We start from the raw sequence: 16,893 nt of genomic DNA, 5'->3' as shown, positions 1-16,893 counted from the left end.
GAAAGAAGCATATGCGACGCCACACGCCCATCCGGCTTGCCATCATGGCCCTGGCCCTGCTGGCCGCCCTGCTGCCCCAGCGCAGCCCCGCCCGCTCGCAGGATGTCTTCCACCTGCTGAAGGATATGAACCCGGGCAGCGTCGCCCGCGCCACCAAGCCGCAGGATACCGCCGTGCTTGGCGATGCCGTCTACTTCATCACCGACAGTAGGCCCTGGGAAAGTAATGCCCAGCTCTGGCGCACCGATGGCACCGACACGGGCACAACCATGATCATGGATTTTCCCATTGGTGAGTTCTCGGTCGTCTACCAGCTCCAGTCCGCTGGGGGCCACCTCTACTTCCTGGCCGACAGCAGCTTCTACGGGATCGAGCTGTGGACCAGCGATGGTACGGAAGCCAGCACCCACATGGTTGCGAATATCACGCCGAGCTATGACGACTCCTTTATGAACTATGGGGCCGATATTGACATCGATGGGCACTTCCCAGGAGCAGCGCTCGGCGGGCTGTTCTACTTCTCGCCGGACAACCTAGAGCTTTGGAGCACTGACGGCACGGAAGCGGGAACAAAGAAGGTGCTCTCGCCCAGCGGCGGGGTCGCAAATCTCCGCGTGGTTGACGGCAAGCTCTTCATCCTCAACGGCAATTTTACTGAGCTATGGGTGAGCGACGCCACCGAGGCCGGCACGCAGAAATTGGCAGATTTTTCGTCAAGCTTCCAAGAATACTTTGCCGCCAATAATAGCTACCTCACACCCTACAATGGCAAAAACTACTTTCTAGATGACGGTGATGACTCCAACTCGGTTAATCTCTGGGCGACCGATGGAACACCAGCAGGCACATCGATCATCGCAAACATGCCAGCATATACTTCTCTCTATGGCATAAACCTCTCCATTCCTATCGTTGTCAGCAACAAGCTCGCCTTTTTGGTAGATGGCATTTCAAATACCGAGCTATGGACAAGCGATGGCACAACCGCAGGCACCGCAGCCGTCACGTCGCTGCCCAATGGCTATTTCTCGGCCCCACTGGTTGTCAACGGCACGATGCTCTTCACTATCAGCCCATACAACAGTAGCCAGGCCGAGCTATGGGCCAGCAACGGCACCGCAGCGGGCACCAAGCTCGTGACCACACTCGACACTAAAAGCACAAATTTCAAGCTGCGCGCCCTGGGGGATAAAGCTATACTCTGCGCCGACACGTGCTGGAGCAGCGATGGCACGGCGGCGGGCACCACGCCGATAGCCGACGGCGCAGCGCTCTGGCTCTATGCCGCATCCGAGCTGGGTGGCGCGCTGATCGCGCCGATCAAGAGCGGCTCGGCCACCAGCCTGATGGCCCGCACCGACGGCACCGTGGCGGGCACAAGCCAGTTCTTCTCCGCCAGCCAGCCCGCAAACAGCAGCGTGTTGGGCACGCCCGTGCTGGGCGACACCCGCTACATTGTCACGCCAACCGGCCTGTGGGAAACCGACGGCACCACCGCAGGGACACAGGAGCACCCTGGGATTCTGTCCAAGCTCCCCAGCAACGCCTCAATCGTCGCCATAAACCAGATCCAGAGCGCGCTCATCCTGCAAGAGCGACACTGGGATGGAAAGAATTACATCTTTGGCATCTGGCGAACCGATGGCACTGTAGAGGGAACAAGCCTGATCACAAGCATTGGTACGGACATCGTCGTACCAAGCTTGCTACCGATGGTTGTTGCAGGCAATGTGCTGTATGTCATCGACGCGCAGAATAACCTCTGGTCAAGCGACGGCACGCCCGAGGGAAGCAAGCAGATCATTAGCAGTATGCCTAACTACAACTCGTTACTCGCAGTCGGCACCGATTTGCTCATCATAGAATCTAACTTTCAAACAAATGTAACGCGTATCTCCAAAGTCGCCACGGACCGCAGCACGCTTGTCGAAATCATGCCATCTGGCAACTACAACTGGAGAAATCCCAACGTCATCGGCAAGAGTGCCTACTGGAATATATCCTCTGGCGGCAAGGTAGAGCAGTGGCGCTACGATCAGGGGGCTAGCAAGCCCGTGCTGGCATCATCAATCACCACAGCGCTGACCGTCTATACAAACCGAATGTTTAACTGGAACAATAAGCTGACGTATATGCTCGAAGGAGACACAAACAGCGAGCTATGGCAGAGCACGAGCGGCACCGCAGCCCCCACCAAGCTGCTCGACATCCCGCACGCCGTCAGCACGGTCATAGCCGCTGGCCCGTATATCTACTTTGAAGCCGAAGACTATGTGGAGGCCGAGGGGTATATCAAGCGCCAGGTCTGGCGCACCGATGGCACCGCCGAGGGCACGGTGCTGCTGCAATCGACCTCGCATATACGCGAGACCTACATCAACCTTCAGAAGGCGGTCGGCAGCACCCTCTACTTCTCCATCTACATGCCCGATCGTGGCAGCGAGCTATGGAGCAGCGACGGCACCGCAGCAGGCACCAAGCTCTACACCGACATCAACCCCGGTGCGGCTGGCTCCGATCCGGAGGTGCTGCTGGAGCTGGGCGGCGCGCTGCTGGTTCAGGCCACTACCGCATCCTATGGCCGCGAGCTGTACCTGGTCGATATTCCCGTGGGCAGCGAGCGGCTCTACCTGCCGCTCGCCCAGCAGTAGCACATATCTCTAGCGTAGGATTAATATGCGACACCAAAGCCTCATCCGGCTTGCCATCGTGGCCCTGGCCCTGCTGGCCGCCCTGCTGCCCCAGGGCAGCCCCGCCCGCTCGCAGGATGTCTTCCACCTGCTGAAGGATCTCGATACCAGCACCAGCGCCGACGCGCGCCACGCCACTGAGGCGATCACTATGGGCGGGGCAACCTACTTTGCAACCTCCGATGGCTATCGCAAGTGCGAGCTGTGGCGCACCGATGGCACTGCCAGCGGCACTGCTGTGGTCATGGACTTCACAGACTACCTGCACTACCGCGTCTTCCAGATGATACCGGCGGTTGATCGATTCTATTTCTTAACCGAGTCGTTTGAGTACGATACATTCCTCTGGGTCAGCGATGGAACCACCGAGGGAACCCACATCGTGCTTGATAGCGAAACGGGTCAGCCGCTTTCCGATTTTCTTCTATATTATGGAGGAGATCCCGACAAGACCTCAGGCAATCCTTTCACTATTATCGGCAATCAGCTATTTATCGCATCAAATTTCGGTACAATCTGGAAGACCGATGGTACAACTGCAGGGACCACCAAACTACCACTAAATACTGGCATCAATAGCCTTATCAATAGCAATGGAACGCTTTACATTGTCGATCATACAGAGAATCTCTGGACGAGTGATGGAACCGCTGCAGGCACCCAAAAATTGTCGCAGATCATGATCAGGGATTGGTACTCAAGTGACTACTTTTCCCCACATGCCACCTTTGCCAACAAGCTCTACTACTTACAGCAGCCAACTAACACCGATCTAACAGAGCTATGGGCTACAGATGGAACGCCTGCAGGAACAAAAAAGGTCGCCGATCTGAATAGCAGCAATCAATACGCCACCATAGCAGCAGACGATAACGGTATCTGGATCAGCACGAATTTCAACGACACGATACTCTGGACGAGCGATGGCACCGCCGCTGGCACGGTTCCCATCACCACCTTGCCCGCTAACATGAACCGCGATCTCGCTTTTCTTGAGGGCAAGCTCTACTTTATTCTGTCAAGCGCCGAGGGCATCGATCTCTGGGCCAGCGGCGGCACGGCGGGCAGCACCGCGAAGGTTGCCACGCTCAGCGCAACGCTCCAGGACACGCAGCTGCGCCAAGTCGGCAGCAAGCTGATCATGTGCGGGCTAACCACGGTCGAGTGCTGGGCATCGGATGGGACAGCGGCGGGCACCACAGCCATCACCAGCGCGGGCACGCGGCTCAAGCTGCCGATCGCGGCGCAGCTGGGCAGCGCGCTCATCGCGCCTGCGGGCGGCACCAACGCGAGGGGCTTGATCTGGAAGAGCGATGGCACCGCCGCTGGCACCGCCGCCATCACCAGCATCACCCTGGGGGTCGGCGCGCTCACCCACGAGGCCCAGCGGGTGAACGGAGCCACATACTTTGTCAGCAACGGACAAGAGATCTGGAAGAGCGACGGCACCACCGCTGGCACCACACTGCAGAGCGAGCTTAGCGCCAAGATACCAAGCGGAGCGCGCTTTAAGCAACTGCTGAGCGTCAATGGCAAGCTGATCATCGTCACCAGCACAGCCTTCCTCGCGTCGGATGGAACAGCGGCGGGCACCGTGGTGTTCAAAGAGGCCACTGACAGCTACAGCTACGAGGTCTTTGACCATCGCCTGCTGATCAGCGATGGCGCATCCAGCCTCTGGGCCAGCGATGGCACCGCCGCTGGCACCATCCTGCTGCCAACCGATGGCGGAACAATCGGCGATCTCACCCGCTATGGTGCGCAGATGCTCTTCACCACCGTGAAAGATGAGGTGAAGACTCTCTGGACGACCAATGGCACCGCCGCTGGCACCACAGCGCTCACCGAGCTTTCTAGCACAGCGGCAACCCGCTTCACCGTACAGGGATCAGGCATCTTTTGGATAGCGCCCACGAACAATCATATCGAGCTGTGGACCTATAACGCACAGGAAAGAAAACCCCAGCAGATCACCGACATCGTGCCAGCTATCACGGTGCAATATATCAAGGTTCTCCTAGCTGGCAAATCCCTGATCATGCTTGTTCAATCAAATGCCGAGCTTGAGATCTGGAAAAGCGATGGCACAGATACAGGCACCGCTAAAATACGCAGTATGCAACTAGCGCTAGGCGAAGAGATCAGCGCGGGAGATCTGGTCTTTTTTATGGGCAAGGACACAGCCCATGGCAACGAGCTATGGCGCACCGATGGTACAGTCGAGGGCACCTTTATGGTAAAAGATATCAACCCCGGCCCGACCAGCAGCTACCCTGACTTCTTTCACGCCGTAGGCAGCACAATCTACTTCTGCGCCTACACGCCCGCTACTGGGGTAGAGCTATGGCGCAGCAATGGCACCACCGCGGGCACGGCGCTGTACGCCGATATCGCCCCTGGCCCCTATAGCTCCAATGTGCGCCCCGATATTGGCAACTTCGGCACCGAACTGTGGGTACAGGCTGCCACCCCGCAATATGGCAACGAACCATATATTGTCAACATCAACGTAGGGGATGAGCGGCTCTACCTGCCCATAGTCACTATGCCGTAGCTAACGTATACAATACACACAAACAAAGACACAATCGGCGATAAAAATATCTATCGCCGATTGTGTCTTTATCTTTGCCCCTTGAATCATTCACCCGTGCCCTTGAATCATCCCCTCCGCCATCCCCTCCCAGCCGTGCGCCGCCGTGGTGTACAATGGCCCCACAAGAGCACAACCAGGATAGGAGCATGGATGGAACGCTTTGCGGATCAGCCGCTTGAGCAGCCACATATCGCCGTCTTCGGCTCGGACAAAGTGGGCAACTTTGTCGTCACCACCCCGCTGCTACGCGGCCTGAAGGAGAAGTACCCCGGCTGCACCCTCGACTTCTTCGGCGGCGAGACCACCCGCGATCTGGAGGAGCGCTGCCCCTACATCGACGCCCGCTTCGCGCTCTACGGCGAGCGCGAGGACTACCTGGGCGAGCTGAATAGCTTTGTGGCCCAGCGCCGCGAGCAGCGCGGCCCCTACGATCTGGCGATCAACTGCGACGAGTTCAGCGAGCTGAACCTGGTGGTGGTGGCCGCCACCGCGCCGCGCTACCTGGTGGGCGCGTCGCTGCAGCCCGACTTCCGCCGCAAGCTGCCCCCCGGCGACGACCCGCGCGACCGGCTGCTGCGCGACCAGGACTGGAACGACGCGGGGCTGGTAGCGCGCTACCCGGGCGTGGTGGCCAGCAACTACATCGCCGAGATCTTCTGCAGCATGGCCTACGTCAACACCGACTTCGCCTACACCGAGGTCGAGTCCGACCCGCCGCCCTTCGCCGTGCCCGACGTGCTGCTGCACATGACGGCCACGCGCAGCGCCAAGCAGTGGCCGCTGGCCTACTGGCGCGACCTGATCGGCTGGTGCGCCGAGCGCGGCCTGACGGTGGGCGTGGTGGGCAACAAGCCCGCCATCGAGCGCGCCCGCTACCACGCAGGCGACCTGGAGACCACGCTGCTGCGCGAGACCGCCCTGATCGACCTGCGCGGCGAGACCCGCCTGACCGAGCTTGCCGGGGCCTTCGCCCAGGCCCGCGCCGCCGTGGTGGTGGACGCCGGGCCGATGCATATCGCCGCTGCCGTGGGCTGCCCCACCGTCTGCGTGTTCGGCAACGACGCCGACGGCGACGGCGCAAGCCCGGTGCGGCTGTGGGCACCGCGCCGCCCCAACGCGCTGGTGGTGCGCACGCCTGCCAAGTGCCGGGCCTGCGTCGAGAACCGCTTCAAGAACGAGGCCTGCCTGGTGGATGGCCACCCCTGTATGCGCGAGCTGCGCCCCGGCCTGGTGATTGCGGCGCTGGAGCAGGCGATGGCGATGGGCGGGCAAAATCGGCAAAAAGCGTGATCCGCACACAGGCAAAAATTACCCAGACTCGCTATACTACCAAACATCCGTTCGTCTACGAGAGCAAGCATGAAAACACAGCAGACTCACCGCGTGGTGATCACGGGCATGGGCGCGATCACGCCACTGGGCAATAGCGTGGCCGCCATGTGGGATGGCCTGGCCGCCGGGCGATCCGGCGTGGGCTACGCCACCGGCTACGACACCGACCAGATCCCCTATGTCATCGCCGCCGAGGTCAAGGGCTTCGACCCGCGCGACTATATGGATGCCAAGGCCGCGCGGCGCATGGCGCGCTTCGCCCAGTTCGCCGTTGCGGCGGCGGGCGAGGCCCTGCGCGACAGCGGGCTGAACCTGGATGCTATCGACCGCACGCGCGTGGCCGTGAACATCGGCACCTCGCTGGGCGGCACCGCCAATGTGGAGGCCCAGACGCTCCAGTTCGAGGCCAAGGGCCGCAAGCGCATCGACACGCTCTACCTGCCCACCTTTATCTACAACATGGCCTCGTGCCAGGTGGCCATCCAGCACGGGCTGCACGGCCCCACCACCACGCCAGTGCTGGCCTGCGCCACCGGCACCTACGCCATCGGCGAGGCCGCCCGCGCCGTGCACCGAGGCGACGCGCTGGCCGCTGTGTGCGGCGGCACCGACGCGGGCGTGACCGCGCTCAACACCATGGGCTTCGGCGTGATCGGCGCGATCGCCCCGGCGGGCGATGACCCCGCCGCCGCCGTGCGCCCTTTCGACGCCCGCCGCCACGGCACCGCAGGCGGCGAGGCCTGCGGCATCCTAGTGCTGGAGCAGCTAGAGCACGCCCTGGCCCGCGGCGCGCGCATCTACGCCGAGCTGGCGGGCTTCGGGGCCACCGAGGATGCCTTCCACATCACCGCCCCCGCACCCACCGGCCAGTACGCCGCCCTGGCCATCACCCGCGCCCTGGAGGACGCCGAGCTGGCCCCCGCCGATGTCGACCACATCAGCGCCCACGGCACCGGCACCCCGCTCAACGACGCCGCCGAAACCCAAGCGATCAAGCTGGCCCTGGGCGAGCACGCCTACCGCGTCAGCGTCAGCGGCATCAAATCTATGCTGGGCCACACCGCCGGAGCCGCCGGGGCGCTGGCCGTGATCGGCTGCGCCAAGACCATCGAGACCGATCTGGTGCCACCCACCATCAACTACCAGCAACCCGACCCCGCCTGCGACCTCGACTATGTGCCCAACGTGGCCCGCAGCCAGCGCGTGAACGTGGCGCTGGCCAACGCCTTTGGCTTCGGCGGCCAGAACGCCGTGATCTGCGTGCGCCGCTACCAGGCCTAGCCCTGGCACAGCATCTGCCTGCCTATCCAGGGGGATAGGCAGGCCACCGCCACTATTCCAGCATCCCAACCACATCTCTAGTATTGCGATAGGGAAGAGCAGAGAGGAAACAGCCATGTGTGGAGGAATTCGCTTCGCCTACGATCCGGCGCTCAAGCCCGCCCTCGACGAGGCCTTTACCGAGCAGCAGGTCGGCTCGTTTGAGCAGAGCGGCCTGGTCGAGACGGTGTTCTGGCAGGCCCGCCCCATGCTGCCCGCCGTGGTGGATGGCGCGCTGCGCCTGTTCGACTGGGGCAACCGCGACCCCCAGCTGAAATTGCCCAAAACCGGCTGGGTACGCATGGAGAGTCTTCAGGAGGGGAAGTGGAACTACCTACGACCCAAGGAAGTAATCATCCCCGCGTGCCAAGGCGTGGAAAAGAAGGTCTGGTTCGATATCGACATCGGCATCCAGGGCTACCTGGTGCGGCGCGGCGACACCGAGCGCATCTATATGCTCACGCTGCCGCCCACCCCCGAGTACACCGCGCTCACCGGCCACGACCGCATGCCCGCGCTGATCAACCAGGACCAAGTTACGCCCCGATCTTGACAATTCATCGTCAAAATAGTTTCATTTTAGTACTATAATCCGGCGGTACCTGCAGGGGATTGACCATAATCCAATGCGGCTCCTATGCTACAGCTACATAGGAGCCGCACCCGACCTGAAAACATGAAGGAGCGCGTGAAATGAGTCTCACGCAGCGCCAGATTTCGCTTGTTCTTCTCGCGCTCACCACCGTCGGAATCACCCTTGCATGTCTTGGTCTACTGCTGACAAATCCCCACGACCAGCTGCTCGTCCCGCTGGCGATCTTCGCCGCTGGCTGCGGCGGCGTGCTCTACGCCTATCTGCGCGGCTGGCCCTACGCGTGCCACGTGCTTGTCGCAGGCTACACCATCGCTATGGGCCTCGGGCTTGACCACGTGTTTGTCACCCAATATGCGCCGCTCGTTCTCATCCTGCCCCCGCTGATCGCCCTCATCACCACCAGATGGCAGTGGGCACTGGGCAGCGGCATTGTGCAGTACCTTATCCTAGTCGTGCGCGCCGGTGGCACGGGCGTCTACGCCCAGCCGCTCACCATCGCGATCTACGCGATCATCCTTGGCGGACTGATCCTCAGCAGGCTGGCCACCGACTCGGCCCAGCGCCTGGCCGACGCCAACGCCCGCGCCGAAGAGCTTGCCAGCCGCGCCGAGCAGCACAGCCGCGAGCTAGAGAAGCAGGCCGCCATCCTCACTTCCCAAAATGCCCACCAGCAGGAGCTGCTCAATCGCATCGCCGAGCTGGAGCTGCCGCTGGTGCCGCTCACCGATCAGGTGCTGCTGGCCCCGATCGTGGGCTACCTCGACGAGCAGCGGGCCGACAAGCTGATGAAGTTCTTGCTGGGCGAGGCCAGCCGCCGCCGCGTGCAGCATGTGGTGCTCGATGTCTCGGGCATCGCCGCGATCGACGAGCAGGTGGCTCGATCGCTGCTCGACACCGCCCAGGCGCTGCGCCTGCTGGGCTGCCGCGTGATGATCAGCGGCATCAGCGCCCCCATCGCTATGACCCTCACCGAGATCAATGTTGACCTCCACCGCATTATCGACGTGGGAGATATCCAAGACTTATTGCGAAACTATAGCGGTATGGCTGTTCATTACGCGGGTATGTAGTTTCAATCTCCCTTGTGCCACCTGCGGTCTTTCGGTATAGTACGATATGTGAAGTATCTGCATAGTCCACATTGCATTTATCACCTCGTAGAAAGGACTCACGATGCTCAACCTTCACAGGCAGGTGCTGGGCACCTTAGTAGCTGTATCCGTAATGGCGATCGGGGCCAACCCCAGCATCGCAGCCGAGCGCCGCGAGCCAGGCTCCTATACCAGCAAGGCCAGCTACAACCGCGATTGCGCCCCCGCAAAACTCATCCTGAACTGGAGCGCCTCCCAGATCGAGCGCAACGGTTTCGATGTCGAACTGTATGGCCAGCCCCAGGCAAGCCTCAGCTTCAAGGGCAGCGGTGTCAAGTACCTCTCGCTTGATACAGCCGCCAACCCGACCAACGCGAGCTATGTGGCCAGCCGCATCACCGAGGCCGACCCCGAGCTTCCGGTCGAGCAGCGCAGCCCCTGCTGGCAGCCCAGCGCGAAGTTTAAGATTGTGGGCGAGTTCATCATGCGCTTCGATCAAAAGAACGCACCCGCCACAATGACCGAGAACTTCATCTTCTGGAACGCGCCGCTCGGCGCCAACGGCAATGGCATGATGACCGCCATCGGCGTCTCGCGCACGCAGGGCCAGTATGTGGCCGCCGTCGCACAGGATCTGAACCTCGCCACCTACCAGGGCCTCTACAGCACGACGCCCATGCCCTCGTGGCTCGATGCCTCGAAGTGGCACGCCATCCGCGTGACCTTCAGCCAGACCGATGCCAAGATCGAGGTCGCCCAGCTGAGCCACCCCTACACGGTGGTAAGCCACGTGCAGCTGCTGCACCCGCCCGAGGCGCTCGACTTCGAGTTCTCGGTCGACAACGAGGCCTTCCCCGGCTTCTACGCGCCGATCACCGTCCCCGATGGGGCGGACATCTCGTACATGTTCTTCCGCAAGGTCCCCACCAACTGGTAGTCGGCCAGTCTTCCCCTCGCAGGCCATGGGTGTACACCCATGGCCTGTTTTTATAGGCCGCGCTGGTGCCAAAACGTACCGATTCGCTCCCCCACCCCCACAATCGTATGCTGCTCGTAGCGCTCGCGCAGGCCGCTCTGCGCTATGTCAGCGTAGCGGTTGGTCTTATCGGCCTGCCATGTGGTGCGCCCAAAGCGGTGATCCCAAAAAATCGTGCGGATATCGGATTCATCGATCTGATAGCTGGGAAAGGTGGTCCAGTAGAGATCGGCCCGCTCGCCGAGGAATGGCGGCATCAGATAGCCAGCCTGCGGCTTCCCAAAGCCAATAAATACATCCACCGGATCAAGATCCTGGCCGTAGTAGGCGCGCACAGCCTGCTCAAAGCTGCGGGCACCAGCCTGGATCGCCGCCTGAGTCGCATCCCAGATAGCCTCCTCGGCCCGGCTGATCACCATGGTCCACCAGAGCTCGCGTGGGCCATTTTCCGCCGTGCGCTGCTCGGTGGCCGAAAACAGATCGGAGGCAAAAGGCAGATTGTGCGCGCCGTAGAAGCGCACGCGCACGCCTAACTTTTGATAGAACGCAAGGCTCTGCTCGTCGCACAGCCGGGCGAGCGCGGCGCGAAGCTGATCTTGGTAGATGCCAACCTCGCGCACCTGCGGCGGGCCAAGCACGGGTGAGAAAAAGCGCTGCACGCCCAGATCAAAAAACAGCTCGACCTTGCCGAACTGCTGATCCCATGCCCAGTCAAAATAGCGCCCATCGACCGACACGCCCGCCAAGGCCGCGTGTCGGCGCGTGCCGCCGGGTGCCCACACCACCGTCTTTGGGGCATAGCGCCGCACCTCTTCGCGGGGCATGGCGAGCACCTGCTCTCGTTCCATGCATATTCTCCTTTCCATAGGCCTACTGAGCGCTGGTGAAAAGCAGTGTGAGAAACCGTGGTCTATAGCAAGAAATATACCAGATTTTAACCACCTGTGCCCAGGCTGTATGGTTTCTCGATTACAATAATTATAGTGTCAAAATATATCCGCCCCTCTGTGAGAGTGTGTTATGAAAGTATCGCAACGGTTGGTCTCGCTAATCATTATGGCAGCCGTCTGTATTGGAGGGCTTCTCACGTCGCTCGTGAATATGTCTAGCCAATCGACGAGCATTGCTGTGCTCCCTACCCTTATAGGATCACTGCTCTGTGCGGCACTGTGGTACTGGCACTGGCGCAATGGGAAGTATGCCAACTACATCTTTATTTTCCTCGTCAGCATCATGCTAGTCATTGTGCTCCCCGACCACTTTGTCTACGACGAGGTGGCATCCACAATTTTCCTGCCTGCCGTGCTGGCACTCATCCTTACCGGACCAATAGGGGTGGTGGCAACAGCGCTGGGGCTGATCGTTGCGCTGCTGATCCGTGCGGGGTTTCAGGGTATCTACACCACCCCTGTGGCACTGATCGTCTACTTTCTGATCACAGGGGGGATGGCGCTGGCGCGGCTGATCACCGATCAGGCGCTCAGCAGCGTCCAAGAGAGCGCGCGCGCGGCGGAGCTATCGCGCACGCAGATGGCGCAGCAGGCGCAGGCGATCGAGGAGGCCAACGACCTGCTCATGACCCAGCTTGACCAGCAGTCCGAGCTGCTCAATCTGGTGACCTCGCTCGAGACGCCGATCCTCCGGCTGGCCGATGGGGTGCTGCTCGCCCCGGTGGTCGGACATATCGACCCAGGCCGGGCCGACCGGCTGCTCCAGCGCATGCTGGCAACCGCGCATGCCGAGCGTGCCCAGGTGGTGATCATCGACATCGGCGGGGTGTCGCTGCTCGACAGCACCGCCGCGGGCAATCTCATCCGCACCATCCAGTCGCTGCAGATCATTGGCTGCAGGGTCATCCTGAGCGGCATCGCCGCCCAGGTTGCCATGACCCTTGTGCACCAGGGGATCAACCTCGACGCAGTGACGATCGTGCGCAGCCCACAGGAGGCGCTTGAGCTTGTGCTCTAGCTGCCGCCCACGCGCGAGCCGCAGCTGGGGCAGAACATGGCCGTCGGCGGCAGCATAAACCCACACGAGGGGCAGGGCTTCTTCCCATACGAAGCGCTGCCCTGTTCGTTGGCCGAGGGGTAGGGTGTGCCCGACATGGTCGGCGGCACCACGCTGATCGGCACATCCTGCGCCGCGCTGCTGGGCTGCGGCACCGGCTCCACATAGCCCTCGTTCTGCGCCGACTTCAGCTCATCCTCTTTCAGCGTCAGCGACGAGCGCAGGGCATCGATCCCCTGGGCCAGCTCGGCGATAGTGGCCGACTGGATCTGGCCCGCGCGGTACAGATCATAGGCGCGATCGCCCAGATCCATACGCTTGGCATCGATCTGCCGACGCTGCTCGGCCAGCTCGCCCTGGATGCGCGCGATGCGGGCAAGCTTCTCGGCCTCGAACTTAGCGCGGTCGATGCCCTGTGAAACAGATTTGCTCAGATTATCTAGAAATCCCACGCTTCAACCTCACTTCTCGCTAGAGCTTCCGCTACTGGGCTGGCAGCAAAATATACCCACTGATCGTCACTCCAAAAGTCGTGCCTGCGCTGGTGCTGCCCTGCTCCACCGGATCGCCGATGAAGGCTGGCGTCACATTCGAGCTAATCTTCGCCTCGTCGCCGTAGGTTGCCTTCACCTGCTCGGCGAAGGCAGCCAGCAGCGCCTGGCGCACCTGATCGGCGCTGGCGGTAGCGGGCACGGTGGCCGTCACCTCTAGCGACACCTTCTGCAGCCGCTGCTGAAGCGGGGTAGGCGAGGGCAGCAGTTTGGTGATCGCCGCAGGCAGGTAGGGGCTAAGCACCGGCTGCACATAGCTGGGGGCGAAAAACCACCCGGCTACAGTCAGCGCCAGCAGCAGCACCGCCGTGGCGATCAGATTGCGGAAAAAGCGCCCGATCGCGGCCAAGAAGCCGCCTCGGCGGCGTACAGGCTGGGCGGGCTGGGCGGGCTGGGTAGGCTGAATCGGCTGCGCCGCCTGCGGCAGCGGCGCGGGCTTGGGGCGGGCTGGCGCTGGCGGCACGCTGGGCTGGGGCTGAGCGGGTTGGGCCTGCGCCACCTGGGCCTGCTGGGTGCGCGCCGCCATGGCCACAGGCTGCTGGGCGGGCTGGCGGCGCACCTGCTGCGCTGGAGCCATGGGCCGCAGCTCGGCCCGCAGCTCGGCCACCGAGTGAAAGCGATCCTCGGGGCGCATCTGCAGCGCCCGCGCGATCGCATCGGCGGTGCGCCGCGAGACCATGGGCGCAAGCGCCGTGATGGCAGGGAACGAGAACGGCGCCTCGTCGCGCGGGTCGCGGCCCGTGAGCATGTGGTGAAGCGTAGCGCCCAGCGCGTAGATATCGGACTCGACGGTGGCGATGCCCTGGTACTGCTCGGGCGGGGCGTAGCCAGGCGTGCCGATCTGGGTGGCGCGGTCGGATTTCTGGAAGACCTTGGCGATACCAAAATCGACCAGCTTGATCGCCCCCGTATCCTCCAGCATCACGTTCGATGGCTTCATATCGCGGTAGATCAGCCCGTTCTGGTGCAGGTAGCCCAGCACATCGCAGATCTGATCGGCCAGCACCAGCACGCGCTCCTCGGGCATAGCGCCTTGGCGCAGCACATCCTCAAGATCTTGGCCGCGCACAAAATCCATGGCCAGGTAGCTGCGGCCTTCGTCTTTAAAGTGGGCGTACACCTTGGGGATGCGAGGGTGCGACAGGCGCTGAAGCAAGTTGGCCTCTAGCTCGAAGCGGGCCAGCGCCTCGTCCAGCTCCTTGGGGTCGAGCGAGCGCTCGATCATCTCCTTCACTGCGTAGCGAAGGCCATCCTCGCCTACAACCTCGTAGACCGCGCCCTGGCCGCCCTGCTTAATGATCCGGGTGATGCGGTAGACCGTCCCCTGGGCCATGCCGTCGTTATTCAGAAGAATGTCGCGCCCGCAGTGCTGGCAAAAGCGCGCGCGCGGTATATTTTGCCGATGACAGATCGGGCAGAGAATATGCTCGACAGGTTCGGCGCTGATATCATCTTCGAGTGGCTGGATGCGCGCCATGAATGTCCCTCCTGCGCTTGCGGTAGCGTAGCACACCGATGCGCATTCGGCAAGCGGATGGCGAACGCCTAGACCTTGATAACATATACGCTCAGAACAGAACGAGGGTTGCGGCTGTGAGCCATGTGCATGGCCCACAGCCCTGCTGTTAGGTGGGCTAGCGAAAAAAGCGATACCGAAGAACACCACAGACCATGGTACAATATCTGATAAGATTCACCATACTTATAGCGATCGTCAGAGCACTGCACCGGCGCATATGGTTGGGAACCTTCTGCCCAACGCCTCTGGCTGGTGCGCTATAGGGGCTGTGTATGTATGTTCGCCCTGGCCATGCATACGAGGAGTTACGCAATGTCGCTGCCGCTGCCGCAGCCCGCGCTGGAGCGCCTCCGATCTGCCCGACATGTTGTTGCGATCACCGGCGCAAGCCTCGCTGCCGAAAGCCAAGTCCCCTCTTTCCGCCAGGCCCGATCGGGCGAGTGGGCCAAATATGATGTCAGCGAGCTTGCGACCCAGCAGGGCTTTGTGCGCAATCCACGCCTCGTCTGGCAGTGGTACGACCACCGGCGGAAGCTGGCCGAGCAGGCCGAGCCGAGCCCCACGCACTACGCGCTGGTCGATCTGGAGCAGCACTACCCCGCGTTCACCCTGATCACCCAATCGATCGATGGCCTGCACTGGCGCGCTGGCACGCGCGATCTGGTAGAGCTCAACGGCTGCCTGCGCCGCGGGCGCTGCTTCGAGGCCGGGCACCTGATCGCCTCGTGGGAAGAGGAAAACGAGATCCCGCCGCGCTGCCCGCACTGCGGCAGCATCCTGCGCCACGATGTGGTGATGTTCGGCGAGGGCGTACCAGCCAGCGAGCTGCGGCGGGCGCGGCAGGCCGTAGAGCAGTGCGACGTGCTGCTGTGCGTGGGCGAGATCAACGCGATCGAGCCAATTTCGTCGTTCCCCTTCGTGGCGCGGCGCGTGGGTGCGATGGTCATCTCGATCTCCGACGACGACTCGATCTATGCGCTGCTGGCCGACTATGTGATACCCGAGAAGCTGGGCGATGTGATGCCTGCGCTGGTGAGCGAGATCACCGGCGGGGCATAGGCATGCCATCCCGACGCTGTAGTGAGAAGTGGCGGCTACCGTATGAAGCTTTTCAACGTACACTCAACCAAATATGACGGCGGCGACCACTATCGCTACCAGGCGCAGATCATCCGCGAAGAGCCAGATTTTATGCTGCTCTACAAGGCCCCAGGCGAGCCGATGAGCGGCTACCGCGGGTCGTTCCCGGCCAAATATCACACCCTTGAGTTCTACTGGTCGAAGCACTATTATAATATGAGCGTGGTCTGGTATGCCGACTGGAAGCCGCGCATGCACTATGTCAACATCGCCACGCCAGCCACCTGGCACGATGGCACGCTACGCTTCATCGACCTCGACCTCGATGTGGTGTGGTTCGCCAACGGGCGGGTGGTGCTGGATGACGAAGATGAGTTCGAGCAGCACCAGATCAAGTACGGCTATCCCCAGGAGCTGATCGCGCAGGCGTGGGAAAGCACTTATGACGTGCGGGCGCTGATCGCAAAGCGCGCGCCGCCCTTCGACGGCAATGCGTACAGTTGGAGACCGAATGGACCTGCATAGCGCTAGGGTCCGCATCCGCTACTGGCAGCACCGCGACGATATCGAGGCCGACGCCTGGCCGCCGTATAATGACCCGCTGGAGCCGATCTGGAATCTTCCTAGGATGTCGGGCGGGTGGGGCGGCTTCGATTTCAGCCCGATGAGGCGGGCGTGGGCGGTCGATACGATCGACCGGCAGCTGGCCGGGCGCATCTCGCTGCGCGAGATCGACCAGCGGCGTAGCAGCGCGCGGCTGGGGGTGACATTTGGCGCGCCCTTTGTGGGGCGCGGGCTGGGCACCGAGGCCATGGCGCTGTTCCTCGACTACTACTTCAGCGAGCTGGGCTTTCAGCTGATGGTGCTGGATGTGGCCGCTCCCAATGTGCGCGCGGTGCGCTGCTACGAGCGGCTGGGCTTTAGCCACGTGGGCACCGACTGGCGCACCGCCGGGCAGAGCTTCAACACGCGCCTGCTGGAATCGCCGCTCTACGAGCCCGTGCGCAAGTACTTCCGCCAGGGGCCGCGCTATGTGGATGTGCAGTTCTTCGAGATGGAGCTGCCCCGGCAGGAGTGGCTGCAGCGCTCGCCGCAGCTGCACCAGCAGATGTAGCAATCCTCACCTGGGCCGCTGG

The 16,893-nt window shown here is 62.1% G+C and carries 14 protein-coding genes; 11 read left to right on the top strand and 3 right to left on the bottom strand.

What is annotated here, in order from left to right:
* Positions 1-11 precede the first annotated feature (11 nt).
* From F8S13_03980 to F8S13_03950, 7 genes are all read left to right on the top strand, one after another.
* Entirely contained in the window at positions 12-2,651 is a 2,640-nt protein-coding gene (locus F8S13_03980; protein KAB8145002.1) for a hypothetical protein, read from the top strand.
* Between the two features lie 25 nt (positions 2,652-2,676).
* Positions 2,677-5,244: a hypothetical protein gene (locus F8S13_03975; protein KAB8145001.1), complete on the top strand. Its 2,568-nt coding sequence runs from the start codon at positions 2,677-2,679 to the stop codon at positions 5,242-5,244.
* A gap of 192 nt (positions 5,245-5,436) precedes the next feature.
* Complete coding sequence (locus F8S13_03970) at positions 5,437-6,576, top strand: glycosyltransferase family 9 protein (GenBank protein KAB8145000.1); 1,140 nt, start codon at positions 5,437-5,439, stop codon at positions 6,574-6,576.
* Positions 6,577-6,645: 69 nt separating this feature from the next.
* Positions 6,646-7,899 (top strand): beta-ketoacyl-ACP synthase II, encoded by a 1,254-nt coding sequence (fabF, locus tag F8S13_03965; GenBank protein KAB8144999.1) that lies wholly within the window; start codon positions 6,646-6,648, stop codon positions 7,897-7,899.
* A 115-nt stretch (positions 7,900-8,014) separates the two neighbouring features.
* The gene (locus F8S13_03960) at positions 8,015-8,491 is read left to right on the top strand and encodes a hypothetical protein (GenBank protein ID KAB8144998.1); all 477 of its coding nucleotides are present in this window, start codon (positions 8,015-8,017) and stop codon (positions 8,489-8,491) included.
* A 140-nt stretch (positions 8,492-8,631) separates the two neighbouring features.
* Positions 8,632-9,603 (top strand): STAS domain-containing protein, encoded by a 972-nt coding sequence (locus F8S13_03955; protein KAB8144997.1) that lies wholly within the window; start codon positions 8,632-8,634, stop codon positions 9,601-9,603.
* A 103-nt stretch (positions 9,604-9,706) separates the two neighbouring features.
* Positions 9,707-10,561 (top strand): hypothetical protein, encoded by an 855-nt coding sequence (locus F8S13_03950; GenBank protein ID KAB8144996.1) that lies wholly within the window; start codon positions 9,707-9,709, stop codon positions 10,559-10,561.
* Positions 10,562-10,611: 50 nt separating this feature from the next.
* Here F8S13_03950 and F8S13_03945 read toward each other — a convergent pair whose 3' ends face one another.
* The gene (locus tag F8S13_03945; GenBank protein ID KAB8144995.1) at positions 10,612-11,448 is read right to left on the bottom strand and encodes a hypothetical protein; all 837 of its coding nucleotides are present in this window, start codon (positions 11,446-11,448) and stop codon (positions 10,612-10,614) included.
* Between the two features lie 172 nt (positions 11,449-11,620).
* Here F8S13_03945 and F8S13_03940 point away from each other — a divergent pair, with 172 nt between their 5' ends.
* On the top strand, positions 11,621-12,568 hold the full coding sequence (locus tag F8S13_03940; protein KAB8144994.1) for an STAS domain-containing protein: 948 nt from the start codon (positions 11,621-11,623) through the stop codon (positions 12,566-12,568).
* On the opposite strand, the gene F8S13_03935 is transcribed toward F8S13_03940, so the two are convergent.
* Positions 12,565-13,059: a zinc-ribbon domain-containing protein gene (locus F8S13_03935; protein ID KAB8144993.1), complete on the bottom strand. Its 495-nt coding sequence runs from the start codon at positions 13,057-13,059 to the stop codon at positions 12,565-12,567. The genes F8S13_03940 and F8S13_03935 overlap by 4 nt on opposite strands.
* Positions 13,060-13,090: 31 nt before the next feature.
* Positions 13,091-14,635 (bottom strand): protein kinase, encoded by a 1,545-nt coding sequence (locus tag F8S13_03930; protein KAB8144992.1) that lies wholly within the window; start codon positions 14,633-14,635, stop codon positions 13,091-13,093.
* 354 nt (positions 14,636-14,989) lie between these two features.
* Here F8S13_03930 and F8S13_03925 point away from each other — a divergent pair, with 354 nt between their 5' ends.
* Genes F8S13_03925 through F8S13_03915 form a run of 3 tightly spaced genes read left to right on the top strand, consistent with a single transcriptional unit; the run spans position 14,990 to position 16,871 of the window.
* Positions 14,990-15,736, top strand: a complete 747-nt coding sequence (locus F8S13_03925) for an NAD-dependent protein deacylase (GenBank protein ID KAB8144991.1) — start codon at positions 14,990-14,992, stop codon at positions 15,734-15,736.
* A 42-nt stretch (positions 15,737-15,778) separates the two neighbouring features.
* Entirely contained in the window at positions 15,779-16,282 is a 504-nt protein-coding gene (locus F8S13_03920) for a DUF402 domain-containing protein (protein KAB8144990.1), read from the top strand.
* Positions 16,269-16,871, top strand: coding sequence for a GNAT family N-acetyltransferase (locus F8S13_03915; GenBank protein KAB8144989.1), 603 nt, complete (start codon positions 16,269-16,271; stop codon positions 16,869-16,871). Before F8S13_03920 ends, F8S13_03915 begins: the two co-directional genes overlap by 14 nt.
* The last annotated feature ends 22 nt before the right edge of the window (positions 16,872-16,893 follow it).

This window comes from Chloroflexia bacterium SDU3-3, assembly GCA_009268125.1.
GTDB lineage: Bacteria > Chloroflexota > Chloroflexia > Chloroflexales > Roseiflexaceae > SDU3-3.
The sequence above is the reverse complement of the archived record's forward strand: the minus strand, read 5'-3'. Positions and strand labels throughout refer to the sequence as shown.